The following is a 15,527-nucleotide window of genomic DNA, read 5'->3' on the forward strand; positions in this document are numbered from 1 at the left end:
TTAATAAGATCGCGCTAAAGCTAATGTTAAACCGCCAATTTTTGTTTTTTCAAGCAATAATTGGGAATTTTTTCCACAAGCGGCCAATGCGGCTGCTTCGCAAACACTGTGACAACCAATTCTATGAAAAAGATAAGAAGAAGGATTTTTCACAAAAGCTGTTTGATTTTCTAAGTCTTGAACATCAAAAGACAAAAGTGACACAGATAATACTGAAGATAATGACTGTATAATGGGATGATCCTCTTTGCTTTTAAGCGTTGCAAGTGCTGTCACTTTAACATCATGAATCATCTTCAGAATCATTTGAATATCTACTTTATTTGCTCTAGACGATAGTCCAATTCCCATAACGAGTGATTGCAAGACCTTATCCTTGAATTAAACTGAACGACGGCGCGCAGCAACAACTTCTTCTGGTGTCACGCCTAAAATTGCAGCAATTCTTTGAATAAGAGCAACCTCATCGGCATCAATATGACGGTCAGCAGCAGCAATTGCCATTAAATTTTCAATTAAAGAAATACGTCTTTCAGGTGCCATATCTGCAAAAAGCGCAGCCGCTTGACCTGTGGTTGTTTCATAACCAAAATCATATAGATATTTAATAACTTCAGGAAGCGCTTCATGCGGTATGTTAAATTGTTCTTCCGCTATTTGCGAAAATACAGCAGTTTCTCTTGCAGAATGTTCGCCATCAGCAAAACCTAAATGAATGAGAAGCAATAATTCAGCTGCTGTAGCAGGATCCTCAGCCACCTTACGTACGGCGTTATGGCGAGAAAAATAATTTGCGATGCCTTCAAACATCAAGATCTCCTGTCACGATACTTATATCCACGTTAAATTCACAATAATAAGTGCCAAGACTTCATATAAAAAACAAGAGCCGTATCGGTAATTTATGTATATCTATGGTCAATTAATGAAAGTTACTTATAGTCCATATCATTTTTGGAATAATTTATGATGTTTGCTTTTTTAATCGATCCGACGACACTCATTCTTATCGTTTCAGCATTTATTGCAGGTATTATCGATTCTATAGCTGGTGGCGGCGGTCTCATAACAATTCCTATACTTCTTTTAACAGGTGTACAACCAATCACTGCTCTTGGCACAAATAAATTACAATCACTTTTTGGTTCTTTTTCAGCAACACTTGCTTATGCACGAGCCGGACAGGTGAATATTTATAAGCAATGGAACCAAGCTTTGCTGGCATTTATAGGATCAGTCATTGGTGCCATGATGGCGTTTTTGTTGCCTATCACAGTTTTGCAAATATTTTTACCTTTTCTTCTTATCATAGTTGCTCTCTATTTTACGCTAAAGCCAAATCTCAATGATGTGGACAAGGCACAACGTATCCGCCCTATTCTTTTTGCATGCATAATTGTCCCGATTATTGGATTTTACGATGGTATATTTGGACCGGGTGCAGGCTCTTTTTACATGCTAGCCTTTATTGGGCTTGCAGGATATGGCATTTTAAAAGCCACAGCACATACAAAATTACTCAATTTTACTTCCAATTTAGGAGGATTTTTAACCTTTGCTTTCATAGGCTCAATCGATTTTCGCATTGGTCTGGTTATGGGCGTTGCTCAATTTATTGGAGCCCAAATTGGCGCTCAACTGGCTTTAAGAACAGGCGCAAAACTTATTAAACCTTTACTCGTCATTATCTCCCTCATTCTTGCAATAAAACTTTTAAGCGATCCTCATAATCCATTGCGTATTTTTTTGCATCTTTAAAAAAATTTGATTTTAAATTTTTATAGACAATAAAATAACACCAGAGCCAATCAAAAATACACCAAGCCAATTTAACAGTGATAATTTTTCACCTAAAAATGTAACACCAAATAGTGCAACAAAAATTACAGATAATTTATCAATCGGTGCAACACGTGAAGCTTCACCAAGCTGTAAGGCACGAAAATAAGCGAGCCATGATACGCCAGTTGCAAGCCCTGAAAGAATGAGAAAAACCCATGATTTTAAGGAAATGGATGCAGTATTTTGCCACTGATTGGTTATTGTCAAAAATAAACATAAAGCCGCAATAATAACAAGTGTTCGAATAAACGTTGCAAAATCAGAATGTATACCGTGAATGCCTATTTTTGAAAAGATTGCTGTCAAAGCAGCAAATATCGCTGCGATTAAAGCCCAAAATTGCCACGTCGATAGGATCAATATTCTATACCTTTTTGCCCCTTAATTCCTGAACGATAAGGATGTTTGACCAATTCCATTTCAGTGACAAGATCTGCCTTTTCAATAAGATCTGAACGCGCATTACGTCCCGTTATTATGACATGTTTCATAAATGGGCGTTGATTAAGAACCTCCATAATCTCGTCTAATGAAAGATAATCATAGCGTAAAACAATATTAAGCTCATCTAAAAGCACAAGATCTGTTGTCTCATCAAGGATCATTTTGCGTGCAACCGCCCATGCTTCTTTAGCCATGGCGATATCCTTTGAACGATCTTGTGTTTCCCAAGTAAAGCCTTCACCACTGGCAAAAGTTTTTACTTGGTCGCCAAATTTTTCAAGCGCAGCGCGCTCTCCTGTAACACGCAAACCTTTCACAAATTGGACAACACCAACATTCATACCATGGCCCAGTGCCCTAAAAACCATACCAAATGCGGCTGTCGATTTTCCCTTGCCTTTTCCTGTATTGACAATAAGCAACCCTTTTTCTTCCGTTTTGCCAGCATCAATCTTATCGCGTGCGGCTTTTTTCTTTTTCATTTTTTCTGCATGGCGGGCATTAATTTCATCCTCAGTCATGAATGCTTTTGTACTCATTGTCTAAAACCTTTCTGCAATTCTTCCAATTGATAGTGAGCAGAGTTGGAACGTGGCGTCCACAAATTTCTATCGATCGATTCCGCTAATTTATTTGCCATTTCAATAAGCGCCGCAGGATTGTTTTCTTTTAAAAAATTACATATTTCGCGATCACCAATATAAGCATCATAAATCATTTCAAAATGATGGTTTGAGACTGCATTGGTGGTCGCTGCAAAGGCAAAAAGATAATCCACTGTCGCCACCATCTCCACACCTCCTTTAAAACCATGGCGCATAGCACTTTTTATCCACTTAGGATTCACTGCACGCGCATGAAGCGTTCGTGCGATTTCCTCTTGTAACGTTTTGATCAATGGACGTTCTGGGCGTGACATATCATTATGATAAATGGTAGGCCATTGTCCCTTTTTTTCATGAATTGCTGAAGCCATTCCCCCTTCAAAGGCGTAATATTCACCAGAATCGAGCACATCATGTTCACGATTATCTTGATTTTGAACCACTGCATTAAGATCATTTAATCGCTTATCAATCATATCTTCAGCTTGAGACGGCTCTGATAATCCATAGGCAAAAGATGAATGGGCGCGCCACGCACGTCCCAAGTCTTTTTGGTTTTTCCAACTTCCTTTATCTAATAATTCTTGAACACCTGTGCCATAAACACCAGGGCGTGCTCCGAAAATACGATAACCAGCTTTCTTTTGAGAAACTTCTATAGAATAACCTTCACGTTGAAGATTGTGACAATCATTTTTATAATTTTGCGCAATAGGATTATCGACTTCATCTTCATCCAATTGCGCAACGGCACGCACTGCAAGATCAAATAAACGCATTTGATCAGGAAAAGCATCACGAAAAAAGCCTGATATACGCAAAGTAACATCAACCCTAGGACGCCCTAATACACTAACGGGAATAATTTCGTATCCCGTAACACGACGTGAAGCCGTATCCCATAGTGGTTTAACACCTATAAGCGCGAGTGCTTGAGCAATATCATCACCGCCTGTTCGCATATTTGCTGTGCCCCAAGCAGTTAAACCAAAGGCTTTGGGCCAATCTCCATGATCTTGCACAAATTGCTTGATAAGTAATTCTGCTGAACGTTTACCTAAAGTCCATGCCGACGGTGTTGGAACGGAACGCGTATCAACTGAAAAAAAATTGCGCCCCGTAGGAAGAACATCAGCCCTCCCTCGTGTTGGGGCACCAGAAGGACCAGGAGCAACGAAACACCCATCAAGCGCTTTTAAAATTGCTTGAATCTCATTATCACCACAGGCAAGAATCATCGGGCGCAAATTATTTTCAATATCTGCAAGAACGGCTTTTGTACGTAAAAAACCTTCAGGCAATGTGATTGTCCCTGAAACAAGTCCAAGTGCTAATATTTCAATACGCTCAACACTGTCACCATTGCTGCGCCACAAAGCACTATCCAAATGATATAATATTTCAGGTTTATTGCCTGTCCACACGCCATTTAAATCACAATCAAGTGGATCAAAGTCAAGTTCAAGATCTTTTGCAATAGCACGATGCAGACTATCTTTTTCGCACTCACCTCTTGGTACGCGCACCAAGGCAACCAAAAGATTTTCCAATTGTTCACCAGTGGGTGCATGCCCCAAAATATGCAAACCATCGCGAATTTGCAATTCTTTCAAATCACAAAGAAATGCATCAAGTTTTTCTAAAGCAAGATCATCGTTATCGCCCGTATCAATACCCGCATCAACATTAAGCCCCGTAGCAACGACCAAATCTAAAATTTCAGATTTTAATTTTTTTAGTCGCCTTGGATCAATGCCAGAGGCTTCATAATATTCATCGACTAACACTTCAAGGTCTTTTAAAGGACCATAGCTTTCGGCCCGTGTAAGAGGTGGGGTCAAATGATCAATTATAACAGCAGACGAGCGCCGTTTTGCTTGTGTGCCCTCACCAGGGTCATTCACAATAAAAGGATAAATATGAGGAATAGAACCCAATGCAATTTCCGGATAACAGTAACGCGAAAGCGCTAATGCTTTTCCTGGAAGCCATTCCAAATTACCATGTTTTCCCATATGCACAATCGCATCTGCTTTATAAATAAAACGCAACCAAAAATAAAAAGCTAAATAATGATGCGACGGAACAATATCGGGTGCATGATAAACTGATTTTGCATCCATACCATAAGCGCGTTCTGGCTGTATCGAAACCACAGTCTCGCCCAACATTAACACAGGAAGTGCAAATGCCTGATCAACAATATAAGCATCTGTTTCTGGTTTTCCCCAGTGTTGCAACACCTCATCTTGAATCTTTTTATCCAATTTTTGAAATAAATATTTGTAATCTTTCAAGGATATCGTTTCACGAATAATTCTATTTTCTACACCTTCATTGGTAGGACCCGCAGATAAAATATCCATCAACTGATTGCTGGTATCAGGAATATTTTCAATAGTGTAACCATGAAGTTTCATTGCATGAAGTGTTGCCATTGTCGAAGCAGGCGTATCAAGTCCGACACCATGACCCAAGCGTCCATCACCACCAGGATAATTGGCCATAACGATCGCAACTTTACGATTAGATATTTTTTTACGACGAAGATTAACCCAATTCATAGTGAGATCGCTGACAAATTCAATACGATCATCATCAGGCTCATGAATAACCACATTACATTGCGTTTCTTCATCAAAATAATCTGCCGATTTAAAAGAAACAGCACGCGTAAGTACACGCCCATCAATTTCAGGAAGCGCAACATTCATTGCCAAGTCCCGAGCCGATAGTCCTTTGTCATCATTTTCCCAAACTTCTCTTGTATTGCCGGAAAAAATAATTTGCAAAACCATTGCATCGCGCTTTTCCAATACACTTTTTTGACGATTCATCTGCCCATTCGAAACCGCAAATCCTGTCCCATTTAAAACGATATCAGGTGAAATACGATCAAAAATTTGGTCTATAATTGCCACACTTAAAGGATCTTTGAGGCTTGCAACAAAAATGGGAAGCACAATCGCACCACGCGATTGTAGATGCTTCATGAAAGCTTCTATGGCTTTTGTTTGACCACTTTGTACAAGTGCACGATAAAAACATAATCCAATAACAGGTTTTTGTGTTTTTTGATGTTCCAACACTAAATCATCTAAAGTAATTTTTTGTTGTTGTGGCCACCAAAGACCTGCTTTCATGAGTGGAAGAGCCGTTGAAGGACGACTATCACGACCTAAGAGAAAATCACAATAATGCAAAAAATTTTGAATATTATCGGCACCACCTTCAATAAGATAGGACCATAATGCTTCGCAATGAGAATGATTTACTGTAGAATATGGCTTCAAGCTTTCGTCTGGTTTATCGTCGCCAGGCAAAACAATAAGCTGAATATTATGTTCTACAGCATAAGCAAAAAATGTCTGTAAGCCGTAAGACCAATAACTTTCTCCCCCAATAACTCTAATAACAATGAGACGCGCATGGCTTGCTGTGCGTGCAAGATAATAATCAACAGACATTGGATGAGAAAGCGCCATTAAATTTGCCAACCGCAATGATGACTTAATTGACCCGAGTGAGGCTTTAGCGACACTTAAGCTTGCAATTTCTGTATCAGCCGAAGATAAAAACACGATATCACCCGGGGTTTGCCCGAGATCAATGGCTTCATCGGCTTCAGAAATGACCCCTTTTTGCGCAAGAAGTAGATGCATCAGATTTGCATCGCCTCCATCGTGTTACGAACTGCATTTTCATTAATATCATGTAGCCCTATGACGACAATTTGCCCATTTCGCGTTTCATTTGGCTGCCAGGGACGATCAAAATAAGTCTCAACACGCTGTCCCACAGCCTGAACCACCAAACGCATCGGCTTACCTTTTACATTTAAAAACCCTTTAAGGCGTAAAATACCATAATCCTCAATTAATTTTTTAAGTTTTTTTTCTAATATATTGATATGACTCACCACATTAATATTTACTACAAAACTTAAAAAATCATCATGACTATGAGGCGCACCATTTTCATGATGCATTTCGTGGTGAGATTTACGATTATCAATATCCCTTTCTGAACCAACATCTAAACCTAATAAAACATCGAGATCAAGATTTCCAAATTGGGCAGGAATCATCTGAATATGTCGGTCACTATGTGCCGTCACCATATCGCGCACTTTAGACATTGTCGCTTGATCCAAAAGATCAGCTTTATTTAAAACAATCAAATCTGCTGAATGAATCTGATCTTTAAAAAGCTCCTCTAATGGGCTATCATGATCAAGTGCAGCATCTTGTTTACGCTGATTGGTTATTTTATCATGATCATCAGCAAAACGCCCCTGTGCAACGGCTGCTGAATCAACCACAGTAATGACTCCATCGACCGTAACCTGTGTTTTAATTTCAGGCCAATTAAAGGCAGAGACCAATGGCTGTGGAAGCGCAAGACCCGATGTTTCAATCACAATATGATCAGGCTTATCCTTGCGATCAAGAAGCTTTATCATTGTTGGAATAAAATCGTCAGCAACCGTACAACAAATACAACCATTATTAAGTTCAATAATGTCTTCGTCTTGACAATTTTCAATACCACAGCCTTTAAACAACCCACCATCAACACCAAGATCGCCAAATTCATTGATTATTAATGCAATTTTTTTTCCGTGAGCATTTTGCACCAAATTTCTAATCATCGTTGTTTTACCTGAGCCAAGAAAACCTGTCACAACAGTTGCAGGTATTTTTCTGCTTAAAAATGATTGCTCCGACATTGATTTTATCCCTTTAATTTGAGTGGTAAACTCGCTGCAACAAAATAAACTTGCGATGCGGCTTCGCTAATGGCTTGATTAAGTTTTCCAGCATGATCACAAAATTCTCGAGCAAGCTGATTGTCTGGCATTACGCCTAAACCAACTTCAGATGCCACAAAGACAATTTCAGTTTGAATATCTTTTAAGCCTTCAACAAGAGATGAAACATGTGATTCAATATTTTTTTGATAATGAAAAAGATTGCCTAACCAAACTGTTAAACAATCAACCAATATAATATTTTTTAATTGGTTAAATTGCTGCAATTTGGTCAAGATATTAAGCGGTGCGGTCGTTTCTTGCCATTGTTTGCCTCGACGCTCTTTATGAAGATCAACACGCTCTTGCATTTTTTCATCAAAAACTTCAGCTGTCGCAATATAAACAGCCTGTTTCTTTTTTTGTAACACAAATTGTTCAGCAAAAGCAGATTTACCTGAACGGACACCACCCAATATTAGTGTTATATTTGCCATCTTAACCTACTCAATTCTATTGCAACACAAACTGGATGATTCATAAAATTGCTTTGCAACATATTATAATCATAACCTTTTTTATTTCGACTTCATTGTATAAAATACATGATGTATTTGTGCATAAAAACTCATTTTTCATGCCACATTGGAAATGAGCAAAATTGTATAAAAATTGTAAAGGGGAAGAGGATATTTGCTCTTCTGATGCCCGACTTGGGTCCATCATAGGCCATTCACTAAAAGAAACGACACTTTATAAAGAGGATAGCGAAACATATTTCAACGTGCAAGATGAAAAAGACGCTCACTATCGATCACATTTTCTAAACGATTAGCAATTTTATTCAAAGCTTCATCTAATCTTTCAAAATGATTGATACCATCTGAAATAGCACCAAACTTTTTCAATAAATTTTTTCGAAAGATCGCGGATTGAAAAAGACCATGAAGATATGTACCCCATATTTTACCATCGCTCGAGGATGCACCGTCTATTGTTTCAGCGATTCTAAATAATCCTTGCGCACAATCAGGACCCGTCGTTTCACCTAAATGTATTTCATAACCTTTTATTTTTATATTCGTTGGTAAATGTAAAGCCTCAACATTGCGCGTTTGTTTTTGTTTGGCGATAAGCGTATTCACATTCATCAAAGAAAGACCTTCAACTTTCGTTAAAGTTCCTTCTACAGCAAGTGGATCAATAATATTCTTACCCAACATTTGGTATCCACCACAAATACCTATGACATTCCCGCCCCCTTTTGCAAAAGCAATAATCTTATCTGCCCATCCCCTCTCCCATAATATTTGCATATCCGCTATGGTCGATTTAGAACCGGGTAAAATAATAAGATCGCTATCAGAAGGAAAAACATCATCTTTTTTTACAAAAATAAGATCCACATCTGGTTCAAAACGCAAAGGATCAAGATCATCAAAATTCGCAATATGAGGCAAAATTGGAACCGTAATTTTCACACGTCCCTTTTGTGATTTTTGATGATGCTCCAAAGCAAAAGAATCTTCTGCTGGTAAAAAATTTACCTCATCAATCCACGGAATAACGCCAAAACAGGGCCATTGTGTGTGATCTGCAATCACTTTTAAGCCATTATGAAACAACTTTTTATCGCCTCGAAATTTATTAATCAAATAGCCAGCAATTAACGCACAGTCCTCATTAGCAAGAATATGATATGTGCCTACAAGAGAAGCAATAACGCCACCACGATCAATATCACCAACCAATATAACAGGAATATCAGCAAGGCGAGCAAAACCCATATTGGCAATATCTCCATCTCTTAAATTAATTTCAGCTGGTGACCCTGCTCCTTCCACCAAGACAAGATCACATTGTTCAAAAACACGTTGATAAGACTCCATAACACGATTAACTAATTTTTTTTTCAGTGTTTGATATTCTCTCCCTTTGGCATATCCATAAACTTGCCCTTGTACAATAATTTGCGATCCGACATCATTTTGCGGCTTTAGTAAAACTGGGTTCATATGAATGGAAGGTTCAACATCTGAAGCAAAGGCCTGCAACCATGTACCGCGCCCAATTTCACCACCTTCAACAGCTATTGCAGCATTATTGGACATATTTTGTGGTTTAAAAGGTTGTACTTTCAAGCCACGATTTCGTGCAAGACGACATAAACCTGCAACCAAAACAGTTTTTCCAACATCTGATCCTGTCCCTTGAAACATTATTGCACGTGACAAATCATCCTACTTTCTCTTTTTTTAAAATAAAATGCAATCTTCATACTTCGTTAAGCGATTGATAACTGGTGATTAACATTGTTGCGCTAAACAGTCATTAGAAACATATGAAAATGTTTCTCTCTGGATCAGGTATTGCGTACCAGAGTTGTATCCTTGACAAGTGTATCGTAGCGTCAAGGCTTGAGTACTTTAAAACTGCGTTTACTGATTTTCAGGAGCGCAGTTTTTATTTTTTATAACATTTTTCATGATACCATTGAATATCGTTCATTATATTTATTTTATCGTTATCTTGACAGCGTTAGATGAAAACTTCAAACTAATAATGATTGTAAATATTTTTATTTTTTTTCATAGATTGCAGCTTCATGACGAAACGTTTTTTCTTCATACCTAATATGGAGCATAGTCCACGCTTATTATGTTGGATTATTTTATTTATTTTAACAGCAATTTTTATCACGGGTTTAGAATTGTTAGAAATACCTGCAGCACTACTCCTAGGTCCTATGATCGCTGCTATTTTAATAGGAATATCTAACTCTACTGTTAAAATAAGCTCACCCCTATTTAATATGGCGCAAGGTGTTGTAGGCTGCATGATCGCTCAAGTTATAACACTTGATATTTTAAATGAAGCAATTGCTGATTGGCCACTTTTTATTGGTGGTGTATTTTCCGTTATTATAATTGCTAACATTATTGGCTATTTTTTAGCCAAAAAACAAATTTTACCTGGCACAACGGCCATTTGGGGAGCAGCACCAGGTGGTGCATCTGCCATGGTTCTTATGGCACAAAGCTACGGCGCAGATGAACGTCTTGTCGCTGTTATGCAATATTTACGTGTTGTCATCGTCGCTGCACTGGCATCTCTATTAGCGCGGTTTTTATCAACAGGAACAGTCGTTCATGAAACAATCAATTGGTTTCCCTCAATTGATTATAAATCACTTGCCATTACGTTTCTTATTGCTTTTGGAGGATCATTAGGAGCTCGTGCTTTAAAAATTCCTGCAGGAGGTATGCTTGTTCCTTTTGTTCTTGCAGCAATTCTCCATAATCTTGGTTGGATTGTTTTGGTTCTTCCACCTTGGCTTTTGGCAATAAGTTATATGATGATCGGATGGACGGTTGGTTTACGCTTTACTCGGGCTATATTGTTGCATGCACTTAAAGCATTACCCATTTTATTTGGAACAACTTTTTTATTAATTGGTGCATGTTCAATACTTGCATTTTTTATGAGCTATGTTGCTGGCGTTGATCTTTTGACGGCCTATCTTGCAACAAGCCCAGGGGGTGCAGATTCAGTATCTATTATCGCAGCAAGCTCTCCCGTAAATGTGCCCTTTGTCATGGCCTTTCAAACAACCCGCTTTATCATTGTTACAATCACAGGCCCCATCATATCAAAATTAATATCTAAACGACTAAACCTTTTCCATCATTAAAGTTTCCATCATTGAAATGACAAGTAATTATACATTTTAAAATTTTATTTTGTAAAAGATAACAATAAAAAAAACCGCCTAAAGGCGGTTTTAATCTCTTTCTATTAAACTTGCGGCAATAAATCCGATAAAAGCGTAAACGATTGAAGGCGCTTTTGTGGATCCCAAACGGGTGTTGTCACGATAAACTCATCTGCTTGGGTTTGATCTTCTAAACGGCGAAGACCATTAATTACTGTTTCACGCCCACCAATAATTGAACACGAAAGAGATTGATCAAGCACGATTTTATTTTGCAATGGCAAATTGTCAGCGAAATTTTCAACCGGCTGAGGAAGAGGACCTGCTCTACCAGTTCTTAAATTGACAAATGCCTGCTGTTGCGAAGAAAATAAAAATCTAGCTTCTTCGTCACTTTCAGCGACAACAACATTGGCGGCCACCATTGCATACGGTTTATCCATATGTTCAGAAGGTTGAAAACGTTCTCTATACAATGCTAAAGCACGATCCAACTCAGTTGGAGCAAAATGTGACGCAAATGCGTAAGGCAATCCTAAAATCGCAGCCAATTGGGCTCCAAAAAGACTTGAGCCTAAAATCCAAACAGGAACATTAAGTCCAGCTCCTGGAACCGCACGTAAATTTTGTTCGGGCTCAGCTGGTTCAAAATAACTCATCAACTCAACGACATCACGAGGAAAATCATTGGGATCGGTTTCAAGTGTTCGCCGCAATGCGCGAGAAGTCAATTGATCAGTTCCCGGCGCACGTCCCAAACCAAGTTCTACACGTCCAGGATAAAGTGCCTCCAAAGTTCCAAATTGTTCAGCAACAATCAAAGGCGCATGGTTGGGTAACATAACCCCGCCTGAACCGACTTTTATTGTTTTTGTCGAAGCGAGCACTTGCCCGATTACGACTGATGTCGCAGCACTGGCAATGCCAGTCATATTATGATGCTCCGCGTACCAAACTCTAGGAAAACCAAGAGATTCGACATGCTGCGCAAGCTCAATTGAGCTTTTTAATGCCTGACCGACATCACTGCCTTCAGGTACGGGACAAAGATCAAGAACAGATATTTTCATGAATAGGGATATAAGTGGTTTTTGAACGAATACAATGCATCTATAATTATTTTTGCGCTCTCAGATAAAACCTTGCATTATTTATAGCGATACGTCACCTTTTTCCCAAACTCGCATTGTTTCAATGCAAAAATCATTAAATTTTTGTGCTTCAATTGCCTCACGAATAGACTGCATAAGATACTGATAATATGCAAGATTATTCCATGTAAGCAACATACCACCTAATGGTTCGCCTGATTTAATAAGATGATGAAGATAAGCGCGGCTATATTCACGCGCAGCAGGACATTCCGATTGTGGATCAAGCGGACGCGTGTCTTCCGCATGACACGCATTACGTAAATTGATTTTACCAAACCGCGTATATGCCAAACCATGACGACCCGCACGTGTTGGCATAACACAATCAAACATATCAATACCGCGTGCCACACTTTTTAAAATATCATCTGGTGTACCAACACCCATTAAATAGCGCGGTTTTTCAATAGGAAGCAGAGGACATGTAACCTCTAACATCGCCAACATAACATCTTGCGGCTCGCCAACAGCTAAACCACCAATGGCATATCCTTTTAAATCCATATCAGTCAGTGCTTTTGCAGATTGCTCACGAAGACGAATATTATCTCCTCCTTGAACTATGCCAAAAAGGGCTTTTCCTCTTTGTTCACCAAATGCATTTTTACATCTTTCTGCCCAACGAAGTGAAAGCTGCATGGCGTTTTCCATGGCATTTTCAGATGCAGGTAAAGCAATACATTGATCAAGCTGCATTTGAATATCGGAATCAAGAAGTCCTTGAATTTCAATAGATCTTTCAGGACTCATTTCATAATAAGCACCATCAATATGCGATTGGAATGTAACATTTTTTTCGTTCAGTTTCACCAATCCACCAAGCGACATCACTTGAAACCCACCTGAATCAGTTAAAATTGGTTTTTGCCACCGTGTAAATTCATGTAAACCACCCAATCGTGCAACACGTTCTGCACCAGGTCGTAACATAAGATGATATGTATTGCCCAAAATAATATCGGCACCTAAGCTTTCCAGCTGATCCATATACATCGCTTTTACAGTTCCTGCCGTACCTACAGGCATAAAAGCAGGCGTACGAATTTTGCCACGTGGCATTGTTATTTCACCACGTCTTGCTTGTCCGTCTTGAGCAATTTTTTTAAATTGGAAATCTTTAATCATAAGAGGTTAATTTCTTTCCAAAAAGCTTGTGTCACCGTATGAATAAAATCGATATCCGTTTTTAATAGCATGATTATAAGCCTCGCGCATTTTTTTCATACCACTAAATGCGGATACCAGCATAAATAAAGTTGATTTAGGAAGATGAAAATTTGTCATTAAGCAATCAACACACCTCCATTGATAGCCTGGTGTAATAAAAATATTTGTTGCACCTGACCAAGCTTGAATTTGTCCTTTTTCATCTGTCGCACTTTCCAAAAGGCGAAGTGCTGTTGTTCCTACAGCCACAATTCTGTTTCCTCGCTTTTTGACAGACATCAATGCTGCAGCAGTTTTTGTATCAATATGGCCCATTTCAGAATGCATTTTATGGTCATCAGTATTTTCAACTTTAACAGGCAAAAAAGTACCAGCTCCTACATGTAAGGTGACAAAATGTTTTTCAATACCATGTTTTGTTAAATCATCCATGAGTGATTGAGTAAAATGTAAGCCCGCTGTTGGTGCTGCAACAGCACCCTCTTCTTTCGCATAAATTGTCTGATAATCTTTTTCATCCTGTAAATCCTCACCTCGTTTTAATGCGATATAAGGAGGCAATGGCATATGTCCTATTTGGGCAATCAGTTGATGGAGATTATGCCCTGCTGTTTCAAATTCTAGCAAAACATCTCCTTCATCTCCTTTTTCTAAAACATGAGCGATGAGGTTTGTATTACCTAAAGGAGTTGATGAAGAAAATATAATTTCATCTCCTAACTTTAAGCGTTTTGCTGGCCGTGCAAAAGCCCACCATTTATTTTCTGTGACACGCATGTGTAACGTCACACCAATTTTAGCAATCGTGCCGTTTCGTTGGCGTAAACCCATTAATTGCGCCTTAATTACGCGCGTGTCATTAAAAACAAGCGCATCCCCTTCACGCAAAAGCATAATAAGATCACGAACATAGAAATCTTTCAAGCTTCCATCTTGAGCAACATGAAGCAATTTTCCACGCTCACGCGGCACAAATGGACGTAATGCTATACAGTCTTCAGGTAATTCAAAATCAAATAAATCAACATTCATAGAAAAAAATCAAGGCAATAACAAACAATCTTATCTCTTCGCACATGTGCACAGATGATAATAACATATTTCGGGTGTTTCATAAAAATATAGAAGCATGATAAAATAACTATTAAATCCGTTAAAAATATCAGCCTATTATATGTAGAAATCAAGTCTACACGAACTTAAACATCTGATCTAAAAACCGTTTCATAGTGTCGTCATTCATAGTGAAAGCAGCTCTATCAAACAAAGTTTCAAAACGGGTAACACTTATCTTATCGATCTTTCATTATCCGTTTTGAAAAAATGATCAAACTTATAATGATTTATCAGAGGCAATATGTGCTTTTATTATACTATCAGGATCACTAACAGGTTCACCACGTTTTAATTTATCAACATAATCCATGCCATCAATAACCTGTCCCCAAACTGAATATTGGCGATCAAGCCATGGTGCGTCTTCAAAACATATAAAAAATTGCGAATTGGCTGAATGAGGATTTTGAGAACGCGCCATTGATAATGTGCCACGTTTATGCGGAATATTAGAAAACTCAGATTTTAAATCTGGCTTATCTGACCCACCCATCCCTGCTCTAGAGGGATTAAAATTTTTACCATCTTTTTTGCCAAACTCAACATCACCAGTTTGCGCCATAAAGCCATCAATCACCCGATGAAAAACCACATTATCATACGCACCTTCACGTACCAACTCTTTTACACGCTTAACGTGTTCTGGTGCTAAATCTGGTAATAACTCAATGATGACTTCGCCTTTCGTTGTTTCAAGTATAAGCGTATTTTCTGGATCTTTGATCTCAGCCATAATT

14 protein-coding genes are annotated in these 15,527 nt (G+C 38.5%); 2 read left to right on the forward strand and 12 right to left on the reverse strand.

The window, feature by feature from the left end:
• Entirely contained in the window at positions 1-366 is a 366-nt protein-coding gene (locus ME5_RS07480; protein WP_008039874.1) for a cobalamin biosynthesis protein, read from the reverse strand.
• Between the two features lie 15 nt (positions 367-381).
• A complete protein-coding gene (locus tag ME5_RS07485) occupies positions 382-810 on the reverse strand; it encodes a tellurite resistance TerB family protein (protein WP_008039875.1) in 429 nt (142 codons plus the stop codon).
• 156 nt (positions 811-966) lie between these two features.
• Here ME5_RS07485 and ME5_RS07490 point away from each other — a divergent pair, with 156 nt between their 5' ends.
• A complete protein-coding gene (locus ME5_RS07490) occupies positions 967-1,758 on the forward strand; it encodes a TSUP family transporter (protein ID WP_008039876.1) in 792 nt (263 codons plus the stop codon).
• Positions 1,759-1,770: 12 nt separating this feature from the next.
• On the opposite strand, the gene ME5_RS07495 is transcribed toward ME5_RS07490, so the two are convergent.
• From ME5_RS07495 to ME5_RS07520, 6 genes are all read right to left on the reverse strand, one after another.
• Positions 1,771-2,199: an EamA family transporter gene (locus ME5_RS07495; RefSeq protein WP_196793541.1), complete on the reverse strand. Its 429-nt coding sequence runs from the start codon at positions 2,197-2,199 to the stop codon at positions 1,771-1,773.
• Positions 2,199-2,825 (reverse strand): cob(I)yrinic acid a,c-diamide adenosyltransferase, encoded by a 627-nt coding sequence (gene cobO / locus ME5_RS07500; RefSeq protein WP_008039880.1) that lies wholly within the window; start codon positions 2,823-2,825, stop codon positions 2,199-2,201. Before cobO ends, ME5_RS07495 begins: the two co-directional genes overlap by 1 nt.
• A complete protein-coding gene (gene cobN, locus ME5_RS07505) occupies positions 2,822-6,553 on the reverse strand; it encodes a cobaltochelatase subunit CobN (RefSeq protein ID WP_008039881.1) in 3,732 nt (1,243 codons plus the stop codon). The genes cobO and cobN overlap by 4 nt, the downstream gene beginning before the upstream one ends.
• Positions 6,553-7,620, reverse strand: coding sequence for a cobalamin biosynthesis protein CobW (cobW, locus tag ME5_RS07510; protein WP_008039882.1), 1,068 nt, complete (start codon positions 7,618-7,620; stop codon positions 6,553-6,555). Before cobW ends, cobN begins: the two co-directional genes overlap by 1 nt.
• A 5-nt stretch (positions 7,621-7,625) precedes the next feature.
• Positions 7,626-8,138 (reverse strand): bifunctional adenosylcobinamide kinase/adenosylcobinamide-phosphate guanylyltransferase, encoded by a 513-nt coding sequence (cobU, locus tag ME5_RS07515; RefSeq protein WP_008039883.1) that lies wholly within the window; start codon positions 8,136-8,138, stop codon positions 7,626-7,628.
• 282 nt (positions 8,139-8,420) lie between these two features.
• Entirely contained in the window at positions 8,421-9,875 is a 1,455-nt protein-coding gene (locus ME5_RS07520; RefSeq protein ID WP_196793514.1) for a cobyric acid synthase, read from the reverse strand.
• A gap of 371 nt (positions 9,876-10,246) precedes the next feature.
• Between ME5_RS07520 and ME5_RS07525 the strand changes: the two genes are divergently transcribed.
• A complete protein-coding gene (locus ME5_RS07525) occupies positions 10,247-11,332 on the forward strand; it encodes an AbrB family transcriptional regulator (RefSeq protein WP_008039887.1) in 1,086 nt (361 codons plus the stop codon).
• 104 nt (positions 11,333-11,436) lie between these two features.
• Here the strand turns inward: ME5_RS07525 and ME5_RS07530 are convergent, their stop codons facing one another.
• From ME5_RS07530 to ME5_RS07545, 4 genes are all read right to left on the reverse strand, one after another.
• Positions 11,437-12,423: an LLM class flavin-dependent oxidoreductase gene (locus tag ME5_RS07530; protein ID WP_008039889.1), complete on the reverse strand. Its 987-nt coding sequence runs from the start codon at positions 12,421-12,423 to the stop codon at positions 11,437-11,439.
• 81 nt (positions 12,424-12,504) lie between these two features.
• Positions 12,505-13,632, reverse strand: coding sequence for a tRNA guanosine(34) transglycosylase Tgt (tgt, locus tag ME5_RS07535; RefSeq protein ID WP_008039893.1), 1,128 nt, complete (start codon positions 13,630-13,632; stop codon positions 12,505-12,507).
• Between the two features lie 6 nt (positions 13,633-13,638).
• Positions 13,639-14,706, reverse strand: coding sequence for a tRNA preQ1(34) S-adenosylmethionine ribosyltransferase-isomerase QueA (gene queA / locus ME5_RS07540; RefSeq protein ID WP_008039896.1), 1,068 nt, complete (start codon positions 14,704-14,706; stop codon positions 13,639-13,641).
• Between the two features lie 301 nt (positions 14,707-15,007).
• On the reverse strand, positions 15,008-15,523 hold the full coding sequence (locus ME5_RS07545; protein ID WP_008039901.1) for a peptidylprolyl isomerase: 516 nt from the start codon (positions 15,521-15,523) through the stop codon (positions 15,008-15,010).
• Between the last annotated feature and the right edge of the window lie 4 nt (positions 15,524-15,527).

The sequence above is a fragment of the Bartonella tamiae Th239 genome, assembly GCF_000278275.1.
GTDB classification, from domain to species: domain Bacteria; phylum Pseudomonadota; class Alphaproteobacteria; order Rhizobiales; family Rhizobiaceae; genus Bartonella; species Bartonella tamiae.

Excerpts from the sequence above, each read along its gene's own strand:
- ME5_RS07530 (WP_008039889.1), bottom strand. The coding sequence starts at position 12,423 with ATGAAAATATCTGTTCTTGATCTTTGTCCCGTACCTGAAGGCAGTGAT.
- ME5_RS07490 (WP_008039876.1), top strand. The coding sequence starts at position 967 with ATGATGTTTGCTTTTTTAATCGATCCGACGACACTCATTCTTATCGTT.
- queA (WP_008039896.1), bottom strand. The coding sequence starts at position 14,706 with ATGAATGTTGATTTATTTGATTTTGAATTACCTGAAGACTGTATAGCA.
- cobW (WP_008039882.1), bottom strand. The coding sequence starts at position 7,620 with ATGTCGGAGCAATCATTTTTAAGCAGAAAAATACCTGCAACTGTTGTG.
- ME5_RS07485 (WP_008039875.1), bottom strand. The coding sequence starts at position 810 with ATGTTTGAAGGCATCGCAAATTATTTTTCTCGCCATAACGCCGTACGT.
- ME5_RS07525 (WP_008039887.1), top strand. The coding sequence starts at position 10,247 with ATGACGAAACGTTTTTTCTTCATACCTAATATGGAGCATAGTCCACGC.
- tgt (WP_008039893.1), bottom strand. The coding sequence starts at position 13,632 with ATGATTAAAGATTTCCAATTTAAAAAAATTGCTCAAGACGGACAAGCA.
- cobO (WP_008039880.1), bottom strand. The coding sequence starts at position 2,825 with ATGAGTACAAAAGCATTCATGACTGAGGATGAAATTAATGCCCGCCAT.
- cobU (WP_008039883.1), bottom strand. The coding sequence starts at position 8,138 with ATGGCAAATATAACACTAATATTGGGTGGTGTCCGTTCAGGTAAATCT.
- cobN (WP_008039881.1), bottom strand. The coding sequence starts at position 6,553 with ATGCATCTACTTCTTGCGCAAAAAGGGGTCATTTCTGAAGCCGATGAA.
- ME5_RS07545 (WP_008039901.1), bottom strand. The coding sequence starts at position 15,523 with ATGGCTGAGATCAAAGATCCAGAAAATACGCTTATACTTGAAACAACG.